Raw genomic sequence first — 16,827 nt, forward strand, 5'->3', positions numbered from 1 at the left:
CCTGCGGTCTCTATCTCGTTACCAGACACGACGAGTGTATGTGCAGCGAGCCCGTCGCCGCAGTGCACCTGCCTGCAACAAGCCTGCTACAGGTCGGTCCCGCAAAGCCTCCTCCGCGGGGTGGATCCCGCCCTCGTTCCACCCGCCGGTCAGCGGAGTGATCCCCTACGGGGAACCCCGGGGAAACCCGGGAGCGTGCTCCCGGGACGCGATCGATATGCGTTTGGTTCCCGGGCGGCCGGAGGAAGCCGCCCCGCACCCCGTACGCTGGTGGTGTGTTCCGACGCCGTTCAGATGATGCCGCTGCCTCCGCCGCCGTGCTGGAGAAGCAGGACGAGACGACCCAGCCCCGCGACCCGCAGGCGAAGAAGGGCCGGCCCACGCCCAAGCGCAGTGAGGCCGAGGCCAACCGGCGCACCCGGGTGACCGTGCCCAAGGACCGCAAGGAGGCCTCCCGCCAGGCCCGCGAGCGGATGCGTGCCGAGCGCGAGAAGCAGCGCACCGCGCTGCTGGAGGGCGACGAGCGCCACCTTCCGGCCCGCGACAAGGGCCCCGTGCGCAAGTTCACCCGCGACTACGTGGACGCCCGCTGGTCGCTGGCCGAGTTCTTCCTGCCGGCCGCGGTGCTCATCCTGGTGCTCAGCATCGTCAAGGTGCCGGCCCTCCAGCTGCTCTCCACGCTGCTGTTCCTGCTCTTCTTCGTCCTGGTGGTCCTGGACTTCGTCCGGCTCGGCTTCGGCCTGCGCAAGCAGCTCGCCGAGCGCTTCGCCGGGCAGAACACCCGCGGCGCGGTCGCCTACGGCCTGATGCGCATCCTGCAGATGCGCCGGCTGCGACTGCCCAAGCCGCAGGTGCGGCGCGGGGAGAAGCCCTGACCGCCGAACCGGTGGACTCCGGCTGGGCCCCTCCCGTCTGGGACGGGCCCGGCCTGTACGCGCTCCCCGGCCAGGGCGGCGGCGGCCACGACCGGGCCGCCCAAGAGCGCGGCCACGACCGCGGCGGGTACGGGCTGACCGGGTACGAGCGGCGGCTGCCCTCGCGCAGCGGCTCCTTCGCCGGCGCCGGCGCGCACCCCGGGCGGGCCGGCTCGCTGCGCAACCTCGTCCGGCAGGAGATGGTCGCCCGGCAGCTCGCCGAGCAGCTCGCCGGCCGCGACGCGCAGCGCGTCCTGGACATCGGCTGCGGCCAGGGCACCCAGGCGCTGCGGCTGGCCCGGTCCGGCCACTACGTCACCGGCATCGACTCCGACCCGGCCGCGCTCGGCGCCGCCCAGGAGGCGCTCGCCGAGGAGCCCGGGGCGGTGCGGGAGCGGGTCCAGCTGCTGATCGGCGACGGACACCAGTGCGGGCGCTGGTTCGGGGCGCGCAGCTTCGACGTCGTGCTCTGCCACGGCGTGCTGATGTACCTGCCGGACCCCGACCCGATGATCGCCTCGCTGGCCCGGCTGCTCGCCCCCGCCGGGCTGCTCTCGCTGGTGGTGCGCAACCGCGACGCGCTCGCCCTGCGGCCCGCAGCCGCCGGCGACTGGCGGGCCGCCCTGGACGCCTTCGAGAGCGACCGGTACTACAACCGGCTCGGGCTGGCGGCCCGCGCCGACCGGATCGCGGACCTCGCCGTCACCCTCTCCGAGGTGTCCGTGCCGCTGCGGCACTGGTACGGCGTGCGGGTCTTCACCGACCACGCCCCCGACGACGCCCCGCCGGTCGACGGCCGGCAGCTCGCCCAGCTGCTGGAGGCCGAGGAGCGGGCCTGCCGCACCGACCCGTACCGGCAGGTCGCCGCGCTGCTGCACGTCGTCGGGATGAAGTAGCCCCGGAGCCGGCCCGGCCCCGGGGCCACCGCCCGGCGGCTCAGTCCTCGTGCAGGCCCATCGTGTAGACCTCGCGGCCGTCGTCCACCAGCACGGCGCGGTCCACGCCGTCCTCGGTGAGCTGCTTCCAGTTCTCCCCGATCCAGGTCTCCGCGTCCCCCTGGCCGGCGAACTCCTCCGCCTGGCCGCCGTCCGGGGCCACCACGGTGCCGTCCGCCTTCTCGTACCGCCACGTCCAGACCATGCCCGGCTCCTCCCACCGACGATCAGCGATGCGCTGTGTGCGCACCCTAAGCCCTCAGGTTGCCCGGCCGGATCTTCGGTATGCGCGGTGCGCGAGGATGGGGAGTATGACAGCTGACGCCCCGCTCCCCCGCACCCTCCTCCTCGGCGGCGCCCGGTCCGGCAAGTCCACCAGGGCCGAGCAGCTGCTCGCCCACCACGAGGACGTGCTGTACGTCGCCACCGGCGGCACCCGGGACGGCGACGCCGAGTGGGCGCAGCGGGTCGCGCTGCACCGGGAGCGGCGCCCGGCGAGCTGGCGCACCGCCGAGACCTGCGACCTGGAGGCCGTGCTCGGCGACGCCGCCGACCCGGCGCCCATGCTGGTCGACTGCCTGGCGCTGTGGCTCACCGCGGTGATGGACGAGTGCGGCGCCTGGGACGACGCGGTCTGGGCGGACGGCGGCGAGGCCGCGGTGCAGCGGCGCTGCGCGGCGCTGGCGGCGGCCTGGGCCGGCACCCGGCGGCCGGCGGTGGCGGTCAGCAACGAGGTCGGCATGGGCGTCGTCCCGGCCACCGCGGCCGGCCGCCGGTTCCGCGACACCCTGGGCCGGCTCAACATGGCGGTCGCCGACGCCTCCGAGCGGGTGCTGCTGGTGGTGGCGGGGCAGGTCCTCACGGTCAAGCCCGCCGTCGGCTGAACACCCCCGCCCGCTCGCCGCCGGGGCGCTCCGACCCGGCGCCGACGGCCGGGGGCGGGGACCCGCGCTCTCGGCACCGACGCACCCCTCCGGTGCACACCCGCGGCGTGTAGCCTTCCGGACGATGGACACGACCGTGGATCTCGATACGTTCTCCTCGCTCGTCGAGCGCCCCGACGAGAGCGCCCGGCGCGCCGCCGAGGAGCGGTGGCAGGAGCTGGACCGGCCTCGCAACGGCCTCGGCAGGCTGGAGGAGCTGGGCGCCTGGCTGTCGTCCGTGCAGGGGCGTTCCCCGGTGCGGCCGCTGTCGGCGCCCAAGGTGGTGCTGTTCGCCGCCGACCACGGGGTGGCCCGCCTCGGGGTGTCCCGGCTGCCCGCGCAGGGCGGCACGGCGGCGCGGGTGCGGGCGGTGCTCGACGGCACCGCGCCGGTCGCCCTGCTCGCCCGGCGCTTCGGTGCCGGGGTGCGGGTGGTGGACGTGGCGGTCGACGCCGACGCCGCCGACTTCCCCGGCGAGGTGACCGAGCACCGGGTGCGGCGCGGCTCCGGGCGGATCGACGTCGAGGACGCGCTGAGCCCCGAGGAGACCGCCAAGGCCTTCCGGGCCGGCATGGCCGTGGCCGACGAGGAGGCCGACGCCGGGACCGACCTGGTGGTGCTGGGCGACCTCGGGGTCGGCGCGACCACGGTGGCGGCGGTGCTGGTCGGCGCGCTCTGCGGCACGGACGCGGCGGCGGTCACCGGGCGCGGCTCGGGCATCGACGACCGGGTGTGGATGGTCAAGTGCGCGACGGTGCGGGACTCGCTGCGGCGGGCCCGGCCGGTGCTGGGCGACCAGCTGGCGCTGCTCGGGGCCACCGGCGGGGCGGACTTCGCGGCGATCACCGGCTTCCTGCTCCAGGCCGCGGTGCGCAAGCTGCCGGTGGTGCTGGACGGTGTGGTCTCGGCGGCCTGCGCGCTGGTCGCGCAGCGGATCGCGTTCCGGGCGCCGGAGTGGTGGCGGGCCGGGCAGACCAGCGGTGAGCCGGCGCAGGCGAAGGCGTACGACCGGCTGACCCTGACGCCGCTGCAGGAGCAGGGGATCACCATGGGCGAGGGGGTCGGCGCGCTGATGGCGCTGCCGCTGCTCCAGGCCGCGGCGGACACGCTGGCCGAGGAGGTGCCGGAGCCCTCCGCCCCGGCGGCGCCCAGGCAGCCGGCGCGGCTGCCGACCGCGGCGGAGCTGCTGGGGAAGCTGTAGGAGGAGTGGGGCCCGGGCCCGTCGGTGACGGCGGGTCCGGGCCCCTTCGGCTGTGCGCGGGGTCCCGGCGCGCTGAGTGGGTGCGGGTGGTCGGTGTGTGGGACGGGGCGCGGTTCGCGTTCGGGACCCTGTCGGTGGTGCCGGTGCGGGTGCGGCGGTGGGACCGGGAGGCCGGCGGGCGGGCGATGGTGCTCGCGCCGGTGGTCGGGGTGGTGCTGGGGGCGGTCGCGGCGGGTGCGGGGGCGCTGGTCGCCTGGCGGGCGGGCGGACCGCTCGGGGCGGTGGCGGCGGTCGGGGTGCTCGCGGTGCTCACCCGGGGGCTGCACCTGGACGGGCTCGCGGACGTCGCGGACGGCCTGGGCAGCGGGAAGCCCGCCGAGGACGCGCTGCGGATCATGAAGCAGTCGGACATCGGCCCGTTCGGGGTGCTCACCCTCGTCCTCGTCCTGCTGGCCCAGGCCGCCGCGCTGGCCGGACAGTTCGCCGCCTCCCCGCTGCGCGGCGCGCTCGCGGTGCTCGCGGCGGCGGTGGCCGCGCGGTGCGCGCTCGCCTGGGGGTGCCTGCGGACGGTGCCGGCGGCCCGGCCGGGCGGGCTGGGCGCGATGGTGGCGAGCACCGTGGCGCCGGGCGCGGCCGTCGCCTCGACGGGTGCCGCCGCGGCCCTGCTCGCCCTCGCCGGGCTCGCCGACGGATCATCAGCCCTGCTGCTCCCCGCGGCCGTTGTGCTGGGCACCGGCGGATCCCGGCTGCTGCTGCGGCGCTGTGTACGGCGGTTCGGCGGGGTCACCGGGGACGTGCTCGGCGCGATGGCGGAGACCGCCGCGACCGGGACGCTGCTGGCACTCGCGCTGCTGCGCTGAGGAGGACGCCGAAGCCCTGTGCCGAAAGGCGGTACACCGGGCGGCGCGTGATCCCACCATGCGGACTACCATGCGGGGAGCACCGCAGCCCTGCACCGTCGCAGGTCCTGCCCGTCCGGCGCACGTCGAGGCGCCGGGGCCTCTGGTGTGCGCGACCGCCGCGACGGTGGGCGCGCGCAGCCAGGGGCCCCGGGTCCGGCGGACGCCGGCCGGTCGGCCTGGCCGGCGGTCCGGGCTGCGCCGGTGCGGCACACGCGCCGCGACCGGTCGTGGACCGCGAAAGAACAGGACGTTTTACGTGACTGCATTGTCTGTGAGCACCTCCGCCGCCGCCGCGCTGCGCGCGGACGCCCTGGTGATCGGCGTGGCGAAGGGCCCCAAGGGCATCGTGCTGGCCCCCGGCGCCGAGGCCGTGGCCGAGGCGTTCGAGGGCAAGCTCGCCGAGGTTCTCGGCACGCTGGGCGCCACCGGCGCCGAGGGCGAGACCGTCAAGGTCCCCGCCCCGGCCGGCCTGAAGGCCGCGCTCGTGCTCGCGGTCGGTCTCGGCGACGCCGCCGAGGGCGGGTACGAGCTGGAGGCCCTGCGCCGCGCCGCCGGCGTCGCCGCCCGCACCCTGGCCGGCGCCAAGAAGGTCGCGCTGGCCCTGCCGGCCGAGTCGGCCGACGAGATCGAGGCGGTCGCGCTGGGCGCCCTGCTCGGCACCTACGTGTTCGGCACCTACAAGAGCAACGGCAACGGCGGCAAGGAGCCGGTCGGCGAGCTGGTGCTGCTGTCGACCCGCAAGGGCAGCAAGGAGGCCAAGGCCGCCGTCGAGCGCGCCCTGGTCGTCGGCGAGGAGATGAACCGCGCCCGCGACCTGGTCAACACCGCCCCGAACGAGCTGAACCCGAAGTCCTTCGCCGCGATCGCCCAGGCCGCCGCCAAGGAGCACGGCCTCAAGGTCGAGGTGCTGGACGAGAAGGCGCTGCTCAAGGGCGGCTTCGGCGGCCTGCTCGGCGTCGGCAACGGCTCGGTCAACCCGCCGCGCCTGGTGAAGGTGGCCTACACCCACCCGAAGGCCAAGGCCACCCTGGCGTTCGTCGGCAAGGGCATCACCTACGACTCGGGCGGCATCTCGCTGAAGCCGGCCGGCCACAACGAGACCATGAAGTGCGACATGGCCGGCGCCGCCGCGGTGTTCGCCGCCGTGGTCTCCGCCAAGCGCCTCGGCCTGCAGGTCAACGTCACCGCCTGGCTGGCGCTGGCGGAGAACATGCCGTCCGGCTCGGCCACCCGTCCGGGCGACGTGCTGCGGATGTACGGCGGCAAGACCGTCGAGGTGCTGAACACCGACGCCGAGGGCCGCCTGGTGCTGGCCGACGCCATCGTGCGGGCCGGCGAGGAGAACCCGGACGTGATCGTCGACGTCGCCACCCTGACCGGCGCGATGATGATGGCGCTGGGCAACCGCACCTTCGGTGTGATGGCCAACGCCGACGAGCTGCGCGGCACCCTGCACGCGGCCGCCGGCGAGGTGGGCGAGCAGTCCTGGCCGATGCCGCTGCCGGCCGAGCTGCGCAAGGGCATGACCGAGTCGACCGTCGCCGACCTGGCCAACATGGGTGAGCGGATGGGCGGCGGCCTGGTGGCCGGCCTGTTCCTCAAGGAGTTCGTGGCCGAGGGCATCGACTGGGCACACCTGGACATCGCCGGCCCGGCGTTCCACGAGGGCGCGCCGTTCGGCTACACCCCCAAGGGCGGCACCGCCTCCGCGGTGCGCACCCTGGTCCGCTTCGCCGAGCAGAAGGCGGCGGGCGGCAAGGCCTGACGGCCGGGCACGACCGAAGGACGGGGTCCGGCGCGCACGCGCCGGACCCCGTCCGGCTTCCCGGGGCGGGTTACCTGCGGGTAAGGGCCCCGGAGCGCCGCCGCACCCCTGTTCGCTGCGGGCGAAACTTTGTTCCGCAGTGCGGAACCGGGGGTGCCGCAGGCGCCGCCCACCCCCGCCCGGCCTCCTGTCAACCCCGCCGTGAGCTGCGACGATGCCCCTCCGTCCGGGGTGTTCCCACCCCTGCGACCGCCCTCGGGGACACCCCTGGGGCGGACCCGGACATCAGCCGCCGCGAACAAGTGCGAAGATGTATTTCCGGCACGACTGGGCGCCCCACAAAGGCTTCCGAACCACCGGACCGCGACCGGCCCGGCGATCCACACCCCTTGCTTGGAGGACGTGACGTGGCGAACGACGCCAGCACCGTTTTCGACGTAGTCATTCTCGGAGGCGGAAGCGGCGGTTACGCCGCGGCGCTCCGCGGCGCCCAGCTGGGCCTGAGCGTCGCCCTGGTCGAGAAGGGTGAGCTGGGCGGCACCTGCCTGCACCGCGGCTGCATCCCGACCAAGGCGCTGCTGCACGCGGCCGAGATCGCCGACGAGACGAAGGAGGCCGCCGAGTTCGGCGTGCTGGCCACCTTCCAGGGCATCGACATCAACGGCGTCCACAAGTACAAGGACGACGTCATCGCCGGCCTGTACAAGGGCCTGCAGGGCCTGGTGGCGTCCCGCAAGGTCACCTTCATCCAGGGCGAGGGCAAGCTCTCCTCGCAGACCTCGGTGGACGTCAACGGCCAGCGCATCGAGGGCCGCCACATCGTCCTCGCGACCGGTTCCGTGCCGCGCTCGATCCCGGGCCTGGAGATCGACGGCAACCGCGTCATCTCCTCGGACCACGCCCTCAAGCTCGACCGCATCCCGAAGTCGGCCGTCATCCTCGGCGGCGGCGTGATCGGTGTCGAGTTCGCCTCGGTCTGGAAGTCGTTCGGCGTCGAGGTCACGATCGTCGAGGCCCTGCCGCACCTGGTCCCGCTGGAGGACGAGAACTCCTCCAAGCTGCTGGAGCGCGCCTTCCGCAAGCGCGGCATCAAGTTCGAGCTGAAGGCCCGCTTCTCGGGCGTCGAGTACACCGAGACCGGTGTGCGCGTCTCCACCGAGAACGGCAAGCAGATCGACGCCGACCTGCTGCTCGTCGCCATCGGCCGCGGCCCGGTCTCGGCCGGCCTCGGCTACGAGGAGAACGGTGTCGCGATGGACCGCGGCTACGTCCTCGTCGACGAGTACATGCGCACCAACGTGCCGACCATCTCGGCCGTCGGCGACCTCGCCCCGACCCTGCAGCTGGCGCACGTCGGCTTCGCCGAGGGCATCCTGGTCGCCGAGCGCCTGGCCGGCCTCAAGCCGGTGCCGATCGACTACGACGGCGTCCCGCGCGTGACCTACTCCAACCCCGAGGTGGCCTCCGTCGGCATCTCCGAGGCCAAGGCCGTCGAGCTGTACGGCAAGGAGAAGGTCGTCACCCTCAAGTACAACCTGGCCGGCAACGGCAAGAGCAAGATCCTGAAGACCGCCGGCGAGATCAAGCTCGTCCAGGTCAAGGACGGCGCCGTGGTCGGCGTCCACATGGTCGGCGCCCGCATGGGCGAGCAGGTCGGCGAGGCTCAGCTGATCTACAACTGGGAGGCCCTGCCGGCCGAGGTCGCGCAGCTCATCCACGCGCACCCGACCCAGTCCGAGGCCCTCGGCGAGGCGCACCTGGCGCTGGCCGGCAAGCCGCTGCACGCGCACGACTGATCGCGCCCCCACACCCCCCATTCCAGTTCGCAAGACTTGATAGGAGTCGCTGAAACCATGGCGGTCTCAGTAACACTGCCCGCGCTGGGCGAGAGCGTTTCCGAGGGCACCGTCACCCGTTGGCTGAAGGCCGAGGGTGAGCGCGTGGAGGTCGACGAGCCGCTGCTCGAGGTCTCCACCGACAAGGTCGACACCGAGATCCCGGCCCCGGCCTCGGGCATTCTGGCCTCGATCAAGGTCGGCGAGGACGAGACCGTCGAGGTCGGCGCCGAGCTGGCGATCATCGACGACGGCTCGGGCGCCCCGGTCGCCGCTCCGGCCCCGGTCGCGGAGGCCGCCCCGGTCGCCGCCCCGGCCCCGATCGCGGAGGCTCCGGCCGCCGCTCCGGCTCCGGTCGCCGAGGCCCCCGCCGCGGCTCCGGCCGCCCCGGCCGCCGCTCCGGCCGCCGACGCCACCCCGGTGCTGCTGCCCGCGCTGGGCGAGTCGGTCGCCGAGGGCACCGTCACCCGCTGGCTGAAGGCCGAGGGCGACACCGTCGAGGTCGACGAGCCGCTGCTCGAGGTCTCCACCGACAAGGTCGACACCGAGATCCCGTCGCCGGTCGCCGGCACCCTGGTGAAGATCCTGGTCGGCGAGGACGAGACCGCCGAGGTCGGCGCCCAGCTCGCGCTGATCGGTGCCGCGGGTGCCGTCGCCGCGGCTCCGGCCGCCGCTCCGGCCGCCCCGGTCGCCGCTCCGGCCCCGGTCGCGGAGGCCCCCGTCGCCGCTCCCGCTCCGGCTCCGGTCGCCCCGGCCGCCCCGGCTCCGGCCCCGGCCGCTCCGGTGGCCGCCCCGGCCCCGGTGGCCCCGGCCGCTCCGGCCCCGGTCGCCGCTCCGGCTCCGGTGGCCGCTCCGGCTCCGGTCGCCCCGGCCGCCGCTCCGGCCGCCCCGGTGGCCGACGCCGGTGACGCCTACGTCACCCCGCTGGTGCGCAAGCTCGCCGCCGAGCACAACGTCGAGCTGTCCTCCGTCGCCGGCACCGGCGTCGGCGGCCGCATCCGCAAGCAGGACGTCCTGGCCGCCGCCGAGGCCGCCAAGGCCGCCCAGGCTCCGGCCCCGGTCGCCGCCGCCCCGGCCGCCGCGCCGAAGGCCGCCGCCGCGCCGTCCGCCCTGCGCGGCCAGACGGTCAAGATGACCCGCATGCGCAAGGTCATCGGCGACAACATGCTGAAGGCCCTGCACGAGCAGGCGCAGCTCACCAGCGTGGTCGAGGTGGACGTCACCAAGATCATGTCGCTGCGCTCCAAGGCCAAGGACGGCTTCCTCGCCCGCGAGGGCGTCAAGCTGTCCCCGATGCCGTTCTTCGTCAAGGCCGCCGCCCAGGCGCTGAAGGCCCACGCGGTCATCAACGCCCGGATCAACGAGGCCGAGGGCACCATCACCTACTTCGACACCGAGAACATCGGTATCGCGGTGGACTCGGAGAAGGGTCTGATGACCCCGGTCATCAAGGGTGCGGGCGACCTCAACATCGCCGGCATCTCCAAGAAGACCGCCGAGCTGGCCAACAAGGTGCGCGGCAACAAGATCACCCCGGACGAGCTGTCCGGCGCGACCTTCACCATCAGCAACACCGGTTCGCGCGGTGCGCTGTTCGACACCGTCATCGTGCCGCCGAACCAGGTCGCGATCCTGGGCATCGGTGCCACGGTCAAGCGCCCGGTGGTCATCGAGGCCGACGGCGGCACCGCCATCGGCATCCGCGACATGACCTACCTGTCGCTCTCCTACGACCACCGCCTGGTGGACGGCGCCGACGCCGCCCGCTACCTGGTGGCCGTCAAGGAGATCCTGGAGGCCGGCGAGTTCGAGGTCGAGCTCGGCCTGTAGGGCTCCGGAGGTCCGCCTCCGGCACCAGCAGCACCGGAACCCCGCGCCGTCCCCGGACGGCGCGGGGTTCCGCGCGTCCGGGGACGGCCGCCCGACGTTCCGGGTTTTTCGTGCCGTTCCGGGCGATTCATCCGTTCTTCGCATGCGCGCGTGCGGCCGAACAGGGATGCTGGAGCGGTGATGGACGAGACCGACTTCTGGCTGATCATCGACGAGACCCGGGAGGCCGCCGAGGGCGACCCGGACGAGCAGGCGGACCGCCTGGTGGAACGGCTCGGCGAGCTGGCGCCGGACGATGTCATCGACTTCGCCCGGCTCTTCGAGGCCCGCTTCCAGCGCGCCTACCGCTACGACCTGTGGGGCGCGGCGTACCTGCTGCTGGGCGGCGCCTCCGAGGACTCCTTCGACTACTTCCGGTGCTGGCTGATCGGCCAGGGCCGGGACGTCTTCGAGGGCGGCCTGCAGGAGCCGGACGACCTGGCGGACCTGCTGCCAGGATTCGACGAGGAGGAGGACGGCGAGGCCGAGGACCTCGGCTACGCCGCCGACGAGGCGTACGAGCAGCTGACCGGGCTGCCGCTGCCCGAGGTGGGCGGGCGGCAGCCCGCGCGGCCGTCCGGGGCCGGCTTCGACTTCGACGACCCGGACGTCATGGCGAAACGGTTCCCCAGGCTCTGGGAGCGGTACGGGGACTGAGGACGGCCGACACCGTACGCGGCGGGAGGGCTCAGGTGGTCGAGCCGTCCGCCGCGCTGGTGTCCTGCTTGATGCCCTTGAGGATCTGGTCCAGGACCGAGGGGTCGGGCGCGCCCGCGGCGTCGTCCACCCCTCCCTCGAAGGCCACGTAGCCGCCGCCCTTGGCCGGGACGGCCGCCATCAGGATGTAGCCCTTGCTGCCGTCCGAGGTCACGATGTGCCAGCGCACCGCGTACCCGGCGATGCCCGCGACCGTGGTGCTGGACGAGCCGGCGTCGGTGTGCGAGGCGATGTTGGTGAAGATCGCCGCCGCGTAGGTCGGCATCGCCGCCTCGGCCGCCGCGCGGGCGGTGCTGCCGGAGATGGTCTCCTTCTCCACCGAGAACTGGCCGCGGATGCAGTTGCCGCCGCCGGGGCAGGTGTACTGGCCGGTGCCGAGGAAGACCGTCGAGTGCGAGCCGCTGGTGTTCGCCTCCCAGCCGTCGAAGACCGGCACGGTGATGGCGTGCTGCGGGTCCGCCACGGTGTCCTTGAGCACCGGGGCCGGGTGCGGCGGGGTGGTGGGCTGCGGCGAGGTCGGTCGGGTGGTGGTCGGGGCCGGGGTGGTGGCGGTCGGGCTCGGGGTGTCGGTGACGGTCACGGTGGTCACCGGCGGGCGGGCGGACGGGCCGTCGCCCCCGCTGTTGAGCGCGACGGCGGCGACCACGCCGACCACGGCCAGGACCGCGATCCCGATGCCGACGGCCGTGCCGGTCTTCATCCGGTTCGGCCGGGAGGGCGGCGGGTAGGCGGCCGGCGGATAGCCGTAGGCCGGCGGGTTCTGGGCCGGGTAGCCGTAGCCGGGCTGCCCCTGCTGCGGCGCGCCGTAGCCGTAGGACGGCGGCGGGGGCGCGGCGGACTTGCCGTCTGGGCTCTGCCAGGCGACCTGCGTCGGGGCGTCGGCAATCTGGCCGCCGCCCGCCTGGACGGGGCGCACGTCACTGGTCCAGGCCGTGCCGTCCCACCAGCGCTCATGACCGGCCGTGCCGTCCGCACCCGGAACCGGGTACCACCCGGGAGGCGTCGAGTTGCTCACGGCAAGACCGTACCCGTCCGGGCGACGCTCCAGACAGGTCGGGTCTGTCACGACTCTGCACCACCCGCGGACCGACTCTGACGGTACGTCAGTGTCCGGCGGGGCGGTGCGGAGGCCGCGCCGCGGTTTCAGTCGGCGAGCGGGCGGGCCATCCAGATGTCGTCGACATACGCACCGTCGATCAGGAACTCCTCGGCGAGCGAGCCCTCGACCACGAAGCCGCAGCGCTCGTAGAGGGCGCGGGCCGGGGCGTTGTGGCCGAGGACCCGCAGGGTGATCCTGCGGGCGCCCTGGGCGCGGGCCGTCCGGCAGGCCTCCTCGACCAGTGCGGCGCCGATGCCCCGGCCGCGGACCGAGGTGTCGACGGCGAGCCCCTGGATCTGGCGCACGTGCTGGTTGCTGGGCAGCGGGGTCGGCGGGACGACCCGGACGTAGCCGACGATCCGGCCGTCGAGCAGGGCGAGGCGGAACTGGTCCGGGGTGTGGCGCTCGTCGAACACCCCCGCGTCCTCGGCGGGCCGCGGGCCGACGTCGGCCAGCGGGGTCCAGGTGTCGCGGTTGAGGACGGCGAGTTCCTTCTCGTCCCCGGCTTGAGCTGGACGGATGATCAGATGGTCGGTTTCGCGCATGCGCGGCATGCTAACGAAACGCCGCGCGGACGTACACGGAATTGGCCCGGCCCCGGGAAGAACCGGCGCTCCCGGGTGCGCGGGCCCCCGGCTGCGAGGATGGGCGCATGAGAATCGCGGTCACAGGATCCACGGGACTGATCGGCTCGGCGCTCGTCGACTCGCTGCTGGCGGACGGGCACCAGGTGGTGCGGCTGGTCCGGCACCGCTCGAAAACCGGGGCGCGGCCGGACGGCACCACCGCCATCGGCTGGAACCCGCTGCTGGGCCAGGTCGACCGGGCCGGACTGGCCGGCGTGGACGCGGTGGTGCACCTCGCGGGCGCCGGGGTCGGCGACCGCCGCTGGAGCGACTCCTACAAGCGGGAGATCCGGGAGAGCCGGGTGCTCGGCACCGAGACCCTGGCCGCCGCGTTGGCCGGGCTGGACGAGCCGCCGAAGGTCCTCGTCAGCGCCTCGGCCGTCGGCTACTACGGCCAGACCGGCGACCGGGTGATCGACGAGTCCTCGCCCGCCGGGGACGACTTCCTGGCCGAGGTCTGCGCGGAGTGGGAGGCCGCCGCCGGGCCGGCCGAGCGGGCCGGGATCCGGGTGGTCCACCCGCGCACCGGGCTGGTGCTCTCCGCGGCCGGCGGCGCGGGCGGCCGGCTCTTCCCGCTGTTCCGGCTGGGCCTCGGCGGGCGGCTCGGTGACGGCCGGCAGTACTGGAGCTTCATCTCGCTCGCCGACGAGGTCGCCGCGCTGCGCTTCCTGATCGACCGGGAGGAGCTCGCCGGACCGGTCAACCTGACCGCGCCGGAGCCGGTGACCAACGCCGAGCTGACCGCGGCGCTCGGGCGGGTGCTGCACCGGCCGACGCCGTTCCCGGTGCCGAAGGCCGTGCTGGACGCCGTCCTGGGCGAGTTGGCGGTCGAGGTGGTCGGCAGCCACCGGGTGGTGCCGCGCCGGCTGCTGGACGCGGGGTTCCGGTTCGAGCACCCGGACGTCGACTCGGCGGCGCGGGCGGCGCTCTGAGGACGGCGCTCCGAGGACGGGGCGGCGGGGCCGGGCGCGCGGTCGCGTCCGGCCCCGCCGCGTAGGCGCGCTACGACGTTCACCCTGGCCAGGGGCATATGCCGGAGGGAGGGCGGGCGGAGGGTGGGCAAGCTCCGGAGGGGCTCCGGCAGGGGGCGCACGGGAGCACGCGGGGGCGCGTTGCGCGCACCCGGTGACCGTGCGCGCCCGCCGTACCGGCATCGCGGCCGCTTCGGCGCACTGTCCGTGACGGCGCCCCCATGGATGCGCTCACTCCCCTTTTCGACCTCGGATCGAAGCCGATGCGCTTGTCTGACCCTCACACTGACTGGGCATCACACCGATCGGACCGTGTCCCAGCACCCCGCTGCCTGCGCCGGCCCGAAACATCCGGGACCAGGGAGGGAGCCACCCGTGCCCACCTACGACTTCACCCGCCGCACCCGCCGACAGTCCGATCCGGACGTCGTCGTGGTGGGAGCCGGCCTCGCGGGCCTCGCCGCCGCCCGCGTGCTCACCGGCCACGGCTTCGCCGTCCAGGTTCTGGAGGCCGCGGACCTCGTCGGAGGCCGCGCCGCCGCCCACGAACTCGACGGCTTCCGACTCGACCACGGCAGCCATCTGCTCAACACCGCCTTCCCCGAGCCGCGCCGCGTGCTCGACCTCGACCGCCTCGACCTGCGTCCGCTCGCCCCGGGCGTCCTGGTGCACAGCGGCGGGCGCCGGTACCGGGTCGGGGACCCGCAGCTGACCACCGCCCGGCAGGCCGCCGCCCGGGCGCCGCTGGGCAACCCGCTCGACAAGGCGCGGCTCGGCGGCTGGCTCAACCGGCTCGCCGCCACCCCGCCCGCCCGGTTGAAGGCCCGGCCGGAGACCACCGCCGCCCGGGCCCTCGGCGAACGCGGGCTCGCCCCGCGGACCGTCGACGGCCTGCTGCGGCCGCTGCTCGGCGCCCTGCTCAGCGACCCCGCCCTGGGCACCAGCAGCCGGGTCGCCGACCTGGTGCTGCGCTGCTACGCGCGCGGCCGGCTCTGTCTGCCCGCCGGGGGGATCGCGGCCGTGCCGGCCCAGCTGGCCGCCGCCCTGCCTCCCGGCACCGTCCGCACCGGGGTACGGGTCACCTCGATCGCGGCGGACGGCGTGGAGACCGCCGGACACGGGCGGATCGGCGCGCAGGCCGTGGTCGTCGCGACCGACCCCCGCTCCGCCGCCGAACTGCTGCCCGGCCTGCGGCTGCCGGACTTCCACCCCGTTACGACCTTCTACCACGCGGCCGACCGGGCCCCGCTGGGCGAGGCCGCCCTGCTGCTGGACGGCGACCGGCCGAGCGGACGGCCGTCCCTCGTCTCGCACTCGCTGGTGCTCAGCGAGCTGCACCCCTCGTACGCCCCGCCCGGGCAGGCGCTGGTCGCCACCACCGTGCTCGGCCGCCGCGCCTTCGACGCCGGCGGGCCGGCCGCGCTGGAGCCGGCCGTGCGCGGCCGGCTGGCGGAGCTGTACGGCACGCCGACCGGTGGCTGGCAGTTCCTGAGCGTGCGGCACCTGCCGGACGCGGTGCCCGCCATGCCGCCGCCGCACAACACCCGGCGGCCGGTGCGGCTGCTGGCCGGGCTGTACGTCTGCGGCGACCACCGGGACACCAGCAGCGTGCAGGGGGCGCTGGTCTCCGGGCGGCGGGCGGCCGAGGCGGTGGCCCGCGACCTCGGGGCGCCGGCCACCGCCCGGGAGGCGGCGGCGGCCTGACGGGCCGCGAGGACGGGGCGCGCGGTCCGTCACCGGACCGGCTGTCGGACCGGTGACGGACCGCGTGCCACTATGCCGACATGACCGCTGATCGGATGATTCCCGTTCCACCGCCGGGCGCCGCGTGAGCGCCGCCACCACGGCCCAGCCGCTCGCGCTGGTCCTGGTCCCCGCCGCCGCGGTCGCCGCCCCGCTGCTGGCCGACCGGCTGCTGCGGTGGATCGCCGTGCCCACCGTGGTGTTCGAGATCCTGCTCGGCATCCTGATCGGCCCCGACGGCCTGGGCTGGGTGCGGGTCGACGTCCTGATCGACGCGCTCTCCCGGTTCGGCCTGGCGATACTGATGTTCCTGGCCGGCTACGAGATCGACCTCGCCCGGCTGCGCGGCGGCCCGCTCCGCCGCGCCGGCACCGCGTGGCTGGTCACCGTGGTGGCCGCGCTCGGCCTCGGCGCCCTGGTCAACCCGGACCCGCTGGACGGCGCCTTCACCGGGCTGGCGCTCACCACCACCGCGCTCGGCACCATCCTGCCGGTGCTGCGCGACTCCGGGGAGCTGCCCACCCCGTTCGGCTCGCTGGTCATGGCCACCGGCGCGGTCGGCGAGTTCGGGCCGATCATCGCCGTCGCCGTCCTGCTCAGCGGCAACACCCCGGCCCGCACCGCCGTCATCCTGGCCGCCTTCGCGGTGATCACCGCCGTCGCGATCGGCGGTGCCCGGCGCCCCAGGCCCGCCTGGATGACCCGGCTGATCCGGCGCACCCTGCGCACCTCCGGCCAGTTCGCCGTGCGCACCGTGATCCTGGTGCTCGCCACCATGGTGGCCGCCGCGCTCTGGCTGGAGCTGGACATGCTGCTCGGCGCGTTCACCGCCGGGATCGTCTCCCGGCTGCTGCTCTCCGACATCCCCCGGCACGAGGAGGAGGTCATCGACGCCAAGCTGGAGAGCATCGGCTTCGGCTTCCTCGTCCCGGTGTTCTTCGTGGTCAGCGGCATGAACTTCGACCTGGACGCGCTGCTCGGCGATCCGGGCACGCTGCTGCTCGTCCCGGCCTTCCTGCTCCTGCTGCCGGCCCTGCGCGGGCTGCCGGTCGCGCTGCTCGCCCCGGCCGGGCTGGGGCGGCGCGACCGGGCCGCGCTCGGCCTGTACGGCGCGACCGCGCTGCCGCTGGTCGTGGTGATCACCACGATCGAGGTGGACGCCGGCCACCTGCGGTCCTCGACCGCGGCCGCCCTGGTCGGCGCGGGCATGCTCTCGGTGCTGCTGTTCCCGCTGACGGCGCAGCGGCTGCGCGGGGACGTCCGGCCGCCGGCCGCCGTCGGGGGCGGCCGGCCGCGGGTGAACGCCGAGAGCTGGTGAGACCTCGGG

At 74.9% G+C, this 16,827-nt stretch carries 15 protein-coding genes; 12 read left to right on the forward strand and 3 right to left on the reverse strand.

The window, feature by feature from the left end:
• The first annotated feature begins 275 nt into the window (after positions 1–275).
• Positions 276–875: a DUF3043 domain-containing protein gene (locus tag ACFC0B_RS09405; protein WP_376084179.1), complete on the forward strand. Its 600-nt coding sequence runs from the start codon at positions 276–278 to the stop codon at positions 873–875.
• Positions 876–1,030: 155 nt separating this feature from the next.
• On the forward strand, positions 1,031–1,810 hold the full coding sequence (locus ACFC0B_RS09410; RefSeq protein WP_376084395.1) for a class I SAM-dependent methyltransferase: 780 nt from the start codon (positions 1,031–1,033) through the stop codon (positions 1,808–1,810).
• Between the two features lie 40 nt (positions 1,811–1,850).
• Here ACFC0B_RS09410 and ACFC0B_RS09415 read toward each other — a convergent pair whose 3' ends face one another.
• Positions 1,851–2,054 (reverse strand): hypothetical protein, encoded by a 204-nt coding sequence (locus ACFC0B_RS09415; protein ID WP_376084181.1) that lies wholly within the window; start codon positions 2,052–2,054, stop codon positions 1,851–1,853.
• A 106-nt stretch (positions 2,055–2,160) separates the two neighbouring features.
• Here ACFC0B_RS09415 and cobU point away from each other — a divergent pair, with 106 nt between their 5' ends.
• The 7 genes from cobU to ACFC0B_RS09450 all read left to right on the forward strand — a co-directional run bounded on the left by cobU (position 2,161) and on the right by ACFC0B_RS09450 (position 11,001).
• Entirely contained in the window at positions 2,161–2,733 is a 573-nt protein-coding gene (cobU, locus tag ACFC0B_RS09420) for a bifunctional adenosylcobinamide kinase/adenosylcobinamide-phosphate guanylyltransferase (protein WP_376084183.1), read from the forward strand.
• A gap of 124 nt (positions 2,734–2,857) precedes the next feature.
• Positions 2,858–3,973 (forward strand): nicotinate-nucleotide--dimethylbenzimidazole phosphoribosyltransferase, encoded by a 1,116-nt coding sequence (locus ACFC0B_RS09425; protein WP_376084185.1) that lies wholly within the window; start codon positions 2,858–2,860, stop codon positions 3,971–3,973.
• 80 nt (positions 3,974–4,053) lie between these two features.
• Entirely contained in the window at positions 4,054–4,833 is a 780-nt protein-coding gene (locus tag ACFC0B_RS09430; protein WP_376084187.1) for an adenosylcobinamide-GDP ribazoletransferase, read from the forward strand.
• A 298-nt stretch (positions 4,834–5,131) separates the two neighbouring features.
• On the forward strand, positions 5,132–6,640 hold the full coding sequence (locus ACFC0B_RS09435) for a leucyl aminopeptidase (RefSeq protein ID WP_376084189.1): 1,509 nt from the start codon (positions 5,132–5,134) through the stop codon (positions 6,638–6,640).
• 389 nt (positions 6,641–7,029) lie between these two features.
• Positions 7,030–8,436: a dihydrolipoyl dehydrogenase gene (gene lpdA, locus ACFC0B_RS09440; protein WP_376084191.1), complete on the forward strand. Its 1,407-nt coding sequence runs from the start codon at positions 7,030–7,032 to the stop codon at positions 8,434–8,436.
• Between the two features lie 57 nt (positions 8,437–8,493).
• On the forward strand, positions 8,494–10,305 hold the full coding sequence (gene sucB, locus ACFC0B_RS09445; RefSeq protein ID WP_376084193.1) for a 2-oxoglutarate dehydrogenase, E2 component, dihydrolipoamide succinyltransferase: 1,812 nt from the start codon (positions 8,494–8,496) through the stop codon (positions 10,303–10,305).
• 180 nt (positions 10,306–10,485) lie between these two features.
• Complete coding sequence (locus ACFC0B_RS09450; protein ID WP_376084195.1) at positions 10,486–11,001, forward strand: DUF4240 domain-containing protein; 516 nt, start codon at positions 10,486–10,488, stop codon at positions 10,999–11,001.
• Positions 11,002–11,032: 31 nt separating this feature from the next.
• On the opposite strand, the gene ACFC0B_RS09455 is transcribed toward ACFC0B_RS09450, so the two are convergent.
• Entirely contained in the window at positions 11,033–12,076 is a 1,044-nt protein-coding gene (locus ACFC0B_RS09455; RefSeq protein ID WP_376084197.1) for a DUF2510 domain-containing protein, read from the reverse strand.
• A 128-nt stretch (positions 12,077–12,204) separates the two neighbouring features.
• Positions 12,205–12,705 carry a GNAT family N-acetyltransferase gene (locus ACFC0B_RS09460; protein WP_376084199.1) on the reverse strand — a complete coding sequence of 167 codons (501 nt, stop codon included), beginning with the start codon at positions 12,703–12,705 and terminating at the stop codon, positions 12,205–12,207.
• 107 nt (positions 12,706–12,812) lie between these two features.
• Here ACFC0B_RS09460 and ACFC0B_RS09465 point away from each other — a divergent pair, with 107 nt between their 5' ends.
• The 3 genes from ACFC0B_RS09465 to ACFC0B_RS09475 all read left to right on the forward strand — a co-directional run bounded on the left by ACFC0B_RS09465 (position 12,813) and on the right by ACFC0B_RS09475 (position 16,818).
• Positions 12,813–13,718, forward strand: coding sequence for a TIGR01777 family oxidoreductase (locus ACFC0B_RS09465; protein ID WP_376084201.1), 906 nt, complete (start codon positions 12,813–12,815; stop codon positions 13,716–13,718).
• Positions 13,719–14,132: 414 nt separating this feature from the next.
• On the forward strand, positions 14,133–15,461 hold the full coding sequence (locus ACFC0B_RS09470; protein WP_376084203.1) for an FAD-dependent oxidoreductase: 1,329 nt from the start codon (positions 14,133–14,135) through the stop codon (positions 15,459–15,461).
• 124 nt (positions 15,462–15,585) lie between these two features.
• Positions 15,586–16,818: a cation:proton antiporter gene (locus ACFC0B_RS09475; RefSeq protein ID WP_376084205.1), complete on the forward strand. Its 1,233-nt coding sequence runs from the start codon at positions 15,586–15,588 to the stop codon at positions 16,816–16,818.
• The last annotated feature ends 9 nt before the right edge of the window (positions 16,819–16,827 follow it).

Origin of the sequence: Kitasatospora sp. NPDC056184, assembly GCF_042268405.1 — a bacterium.
GTDB lineage: Bacteria > Actinomycetota > Actinomycetes > Streptomycetales > Streptomycetaceae > Kitasatospora.

Coding starts and splice junctions, on each gene's coding strand:
- ACFC0B_RS09450 (WP_376084195.1), top strand. CDS start 10,486: ATGGACGAGACCGACTTCTGGCTGATCATCGACGAGACCCGGGAGGCC.
- ACFC0B_RS09465 (WP_376084201.1), top strand. CDS start 12,813: ATGAGAATCGCGGTCACAGGATCCACGGGACTGATCGGCTCGGCGCTC.
- ACFC0B_RS09415 (WP_376084181.1), bottom strand. CDS start 2,054: ATGGTCTGGACGTGGCGGTACGAGAAGGCGGACGGCACCGTGGTGGCC.
- cobU (WP_376084183.1), top strand. CDS start 2,161: ATGACAGCTGACGCCCCGCTCCCCCGCACCCTCCTCCTCGGCGGCGCC.
- ACFC0B_RS09425 (WP_376084185.1), top strand. CDS start 2,858: ATGGACACGACCGTGGATCTCGATACGTTCTCCTCGCTCGTCGAGCGC.
- sucB (WP_376084193.1), top strand. CDS start 8,494: ATGGCGGTCTCAGTAACACTGCCCGCGCTGGGCGAGAGCGTTTCCGAG.
- ACFC0B_RS09460 (WP_376084199.1), bottom strand. CDS start 12,705: ATGCGCGAAACCGACCATCTGATCATCCGTCCAGCTCAAGCCGGGGAC.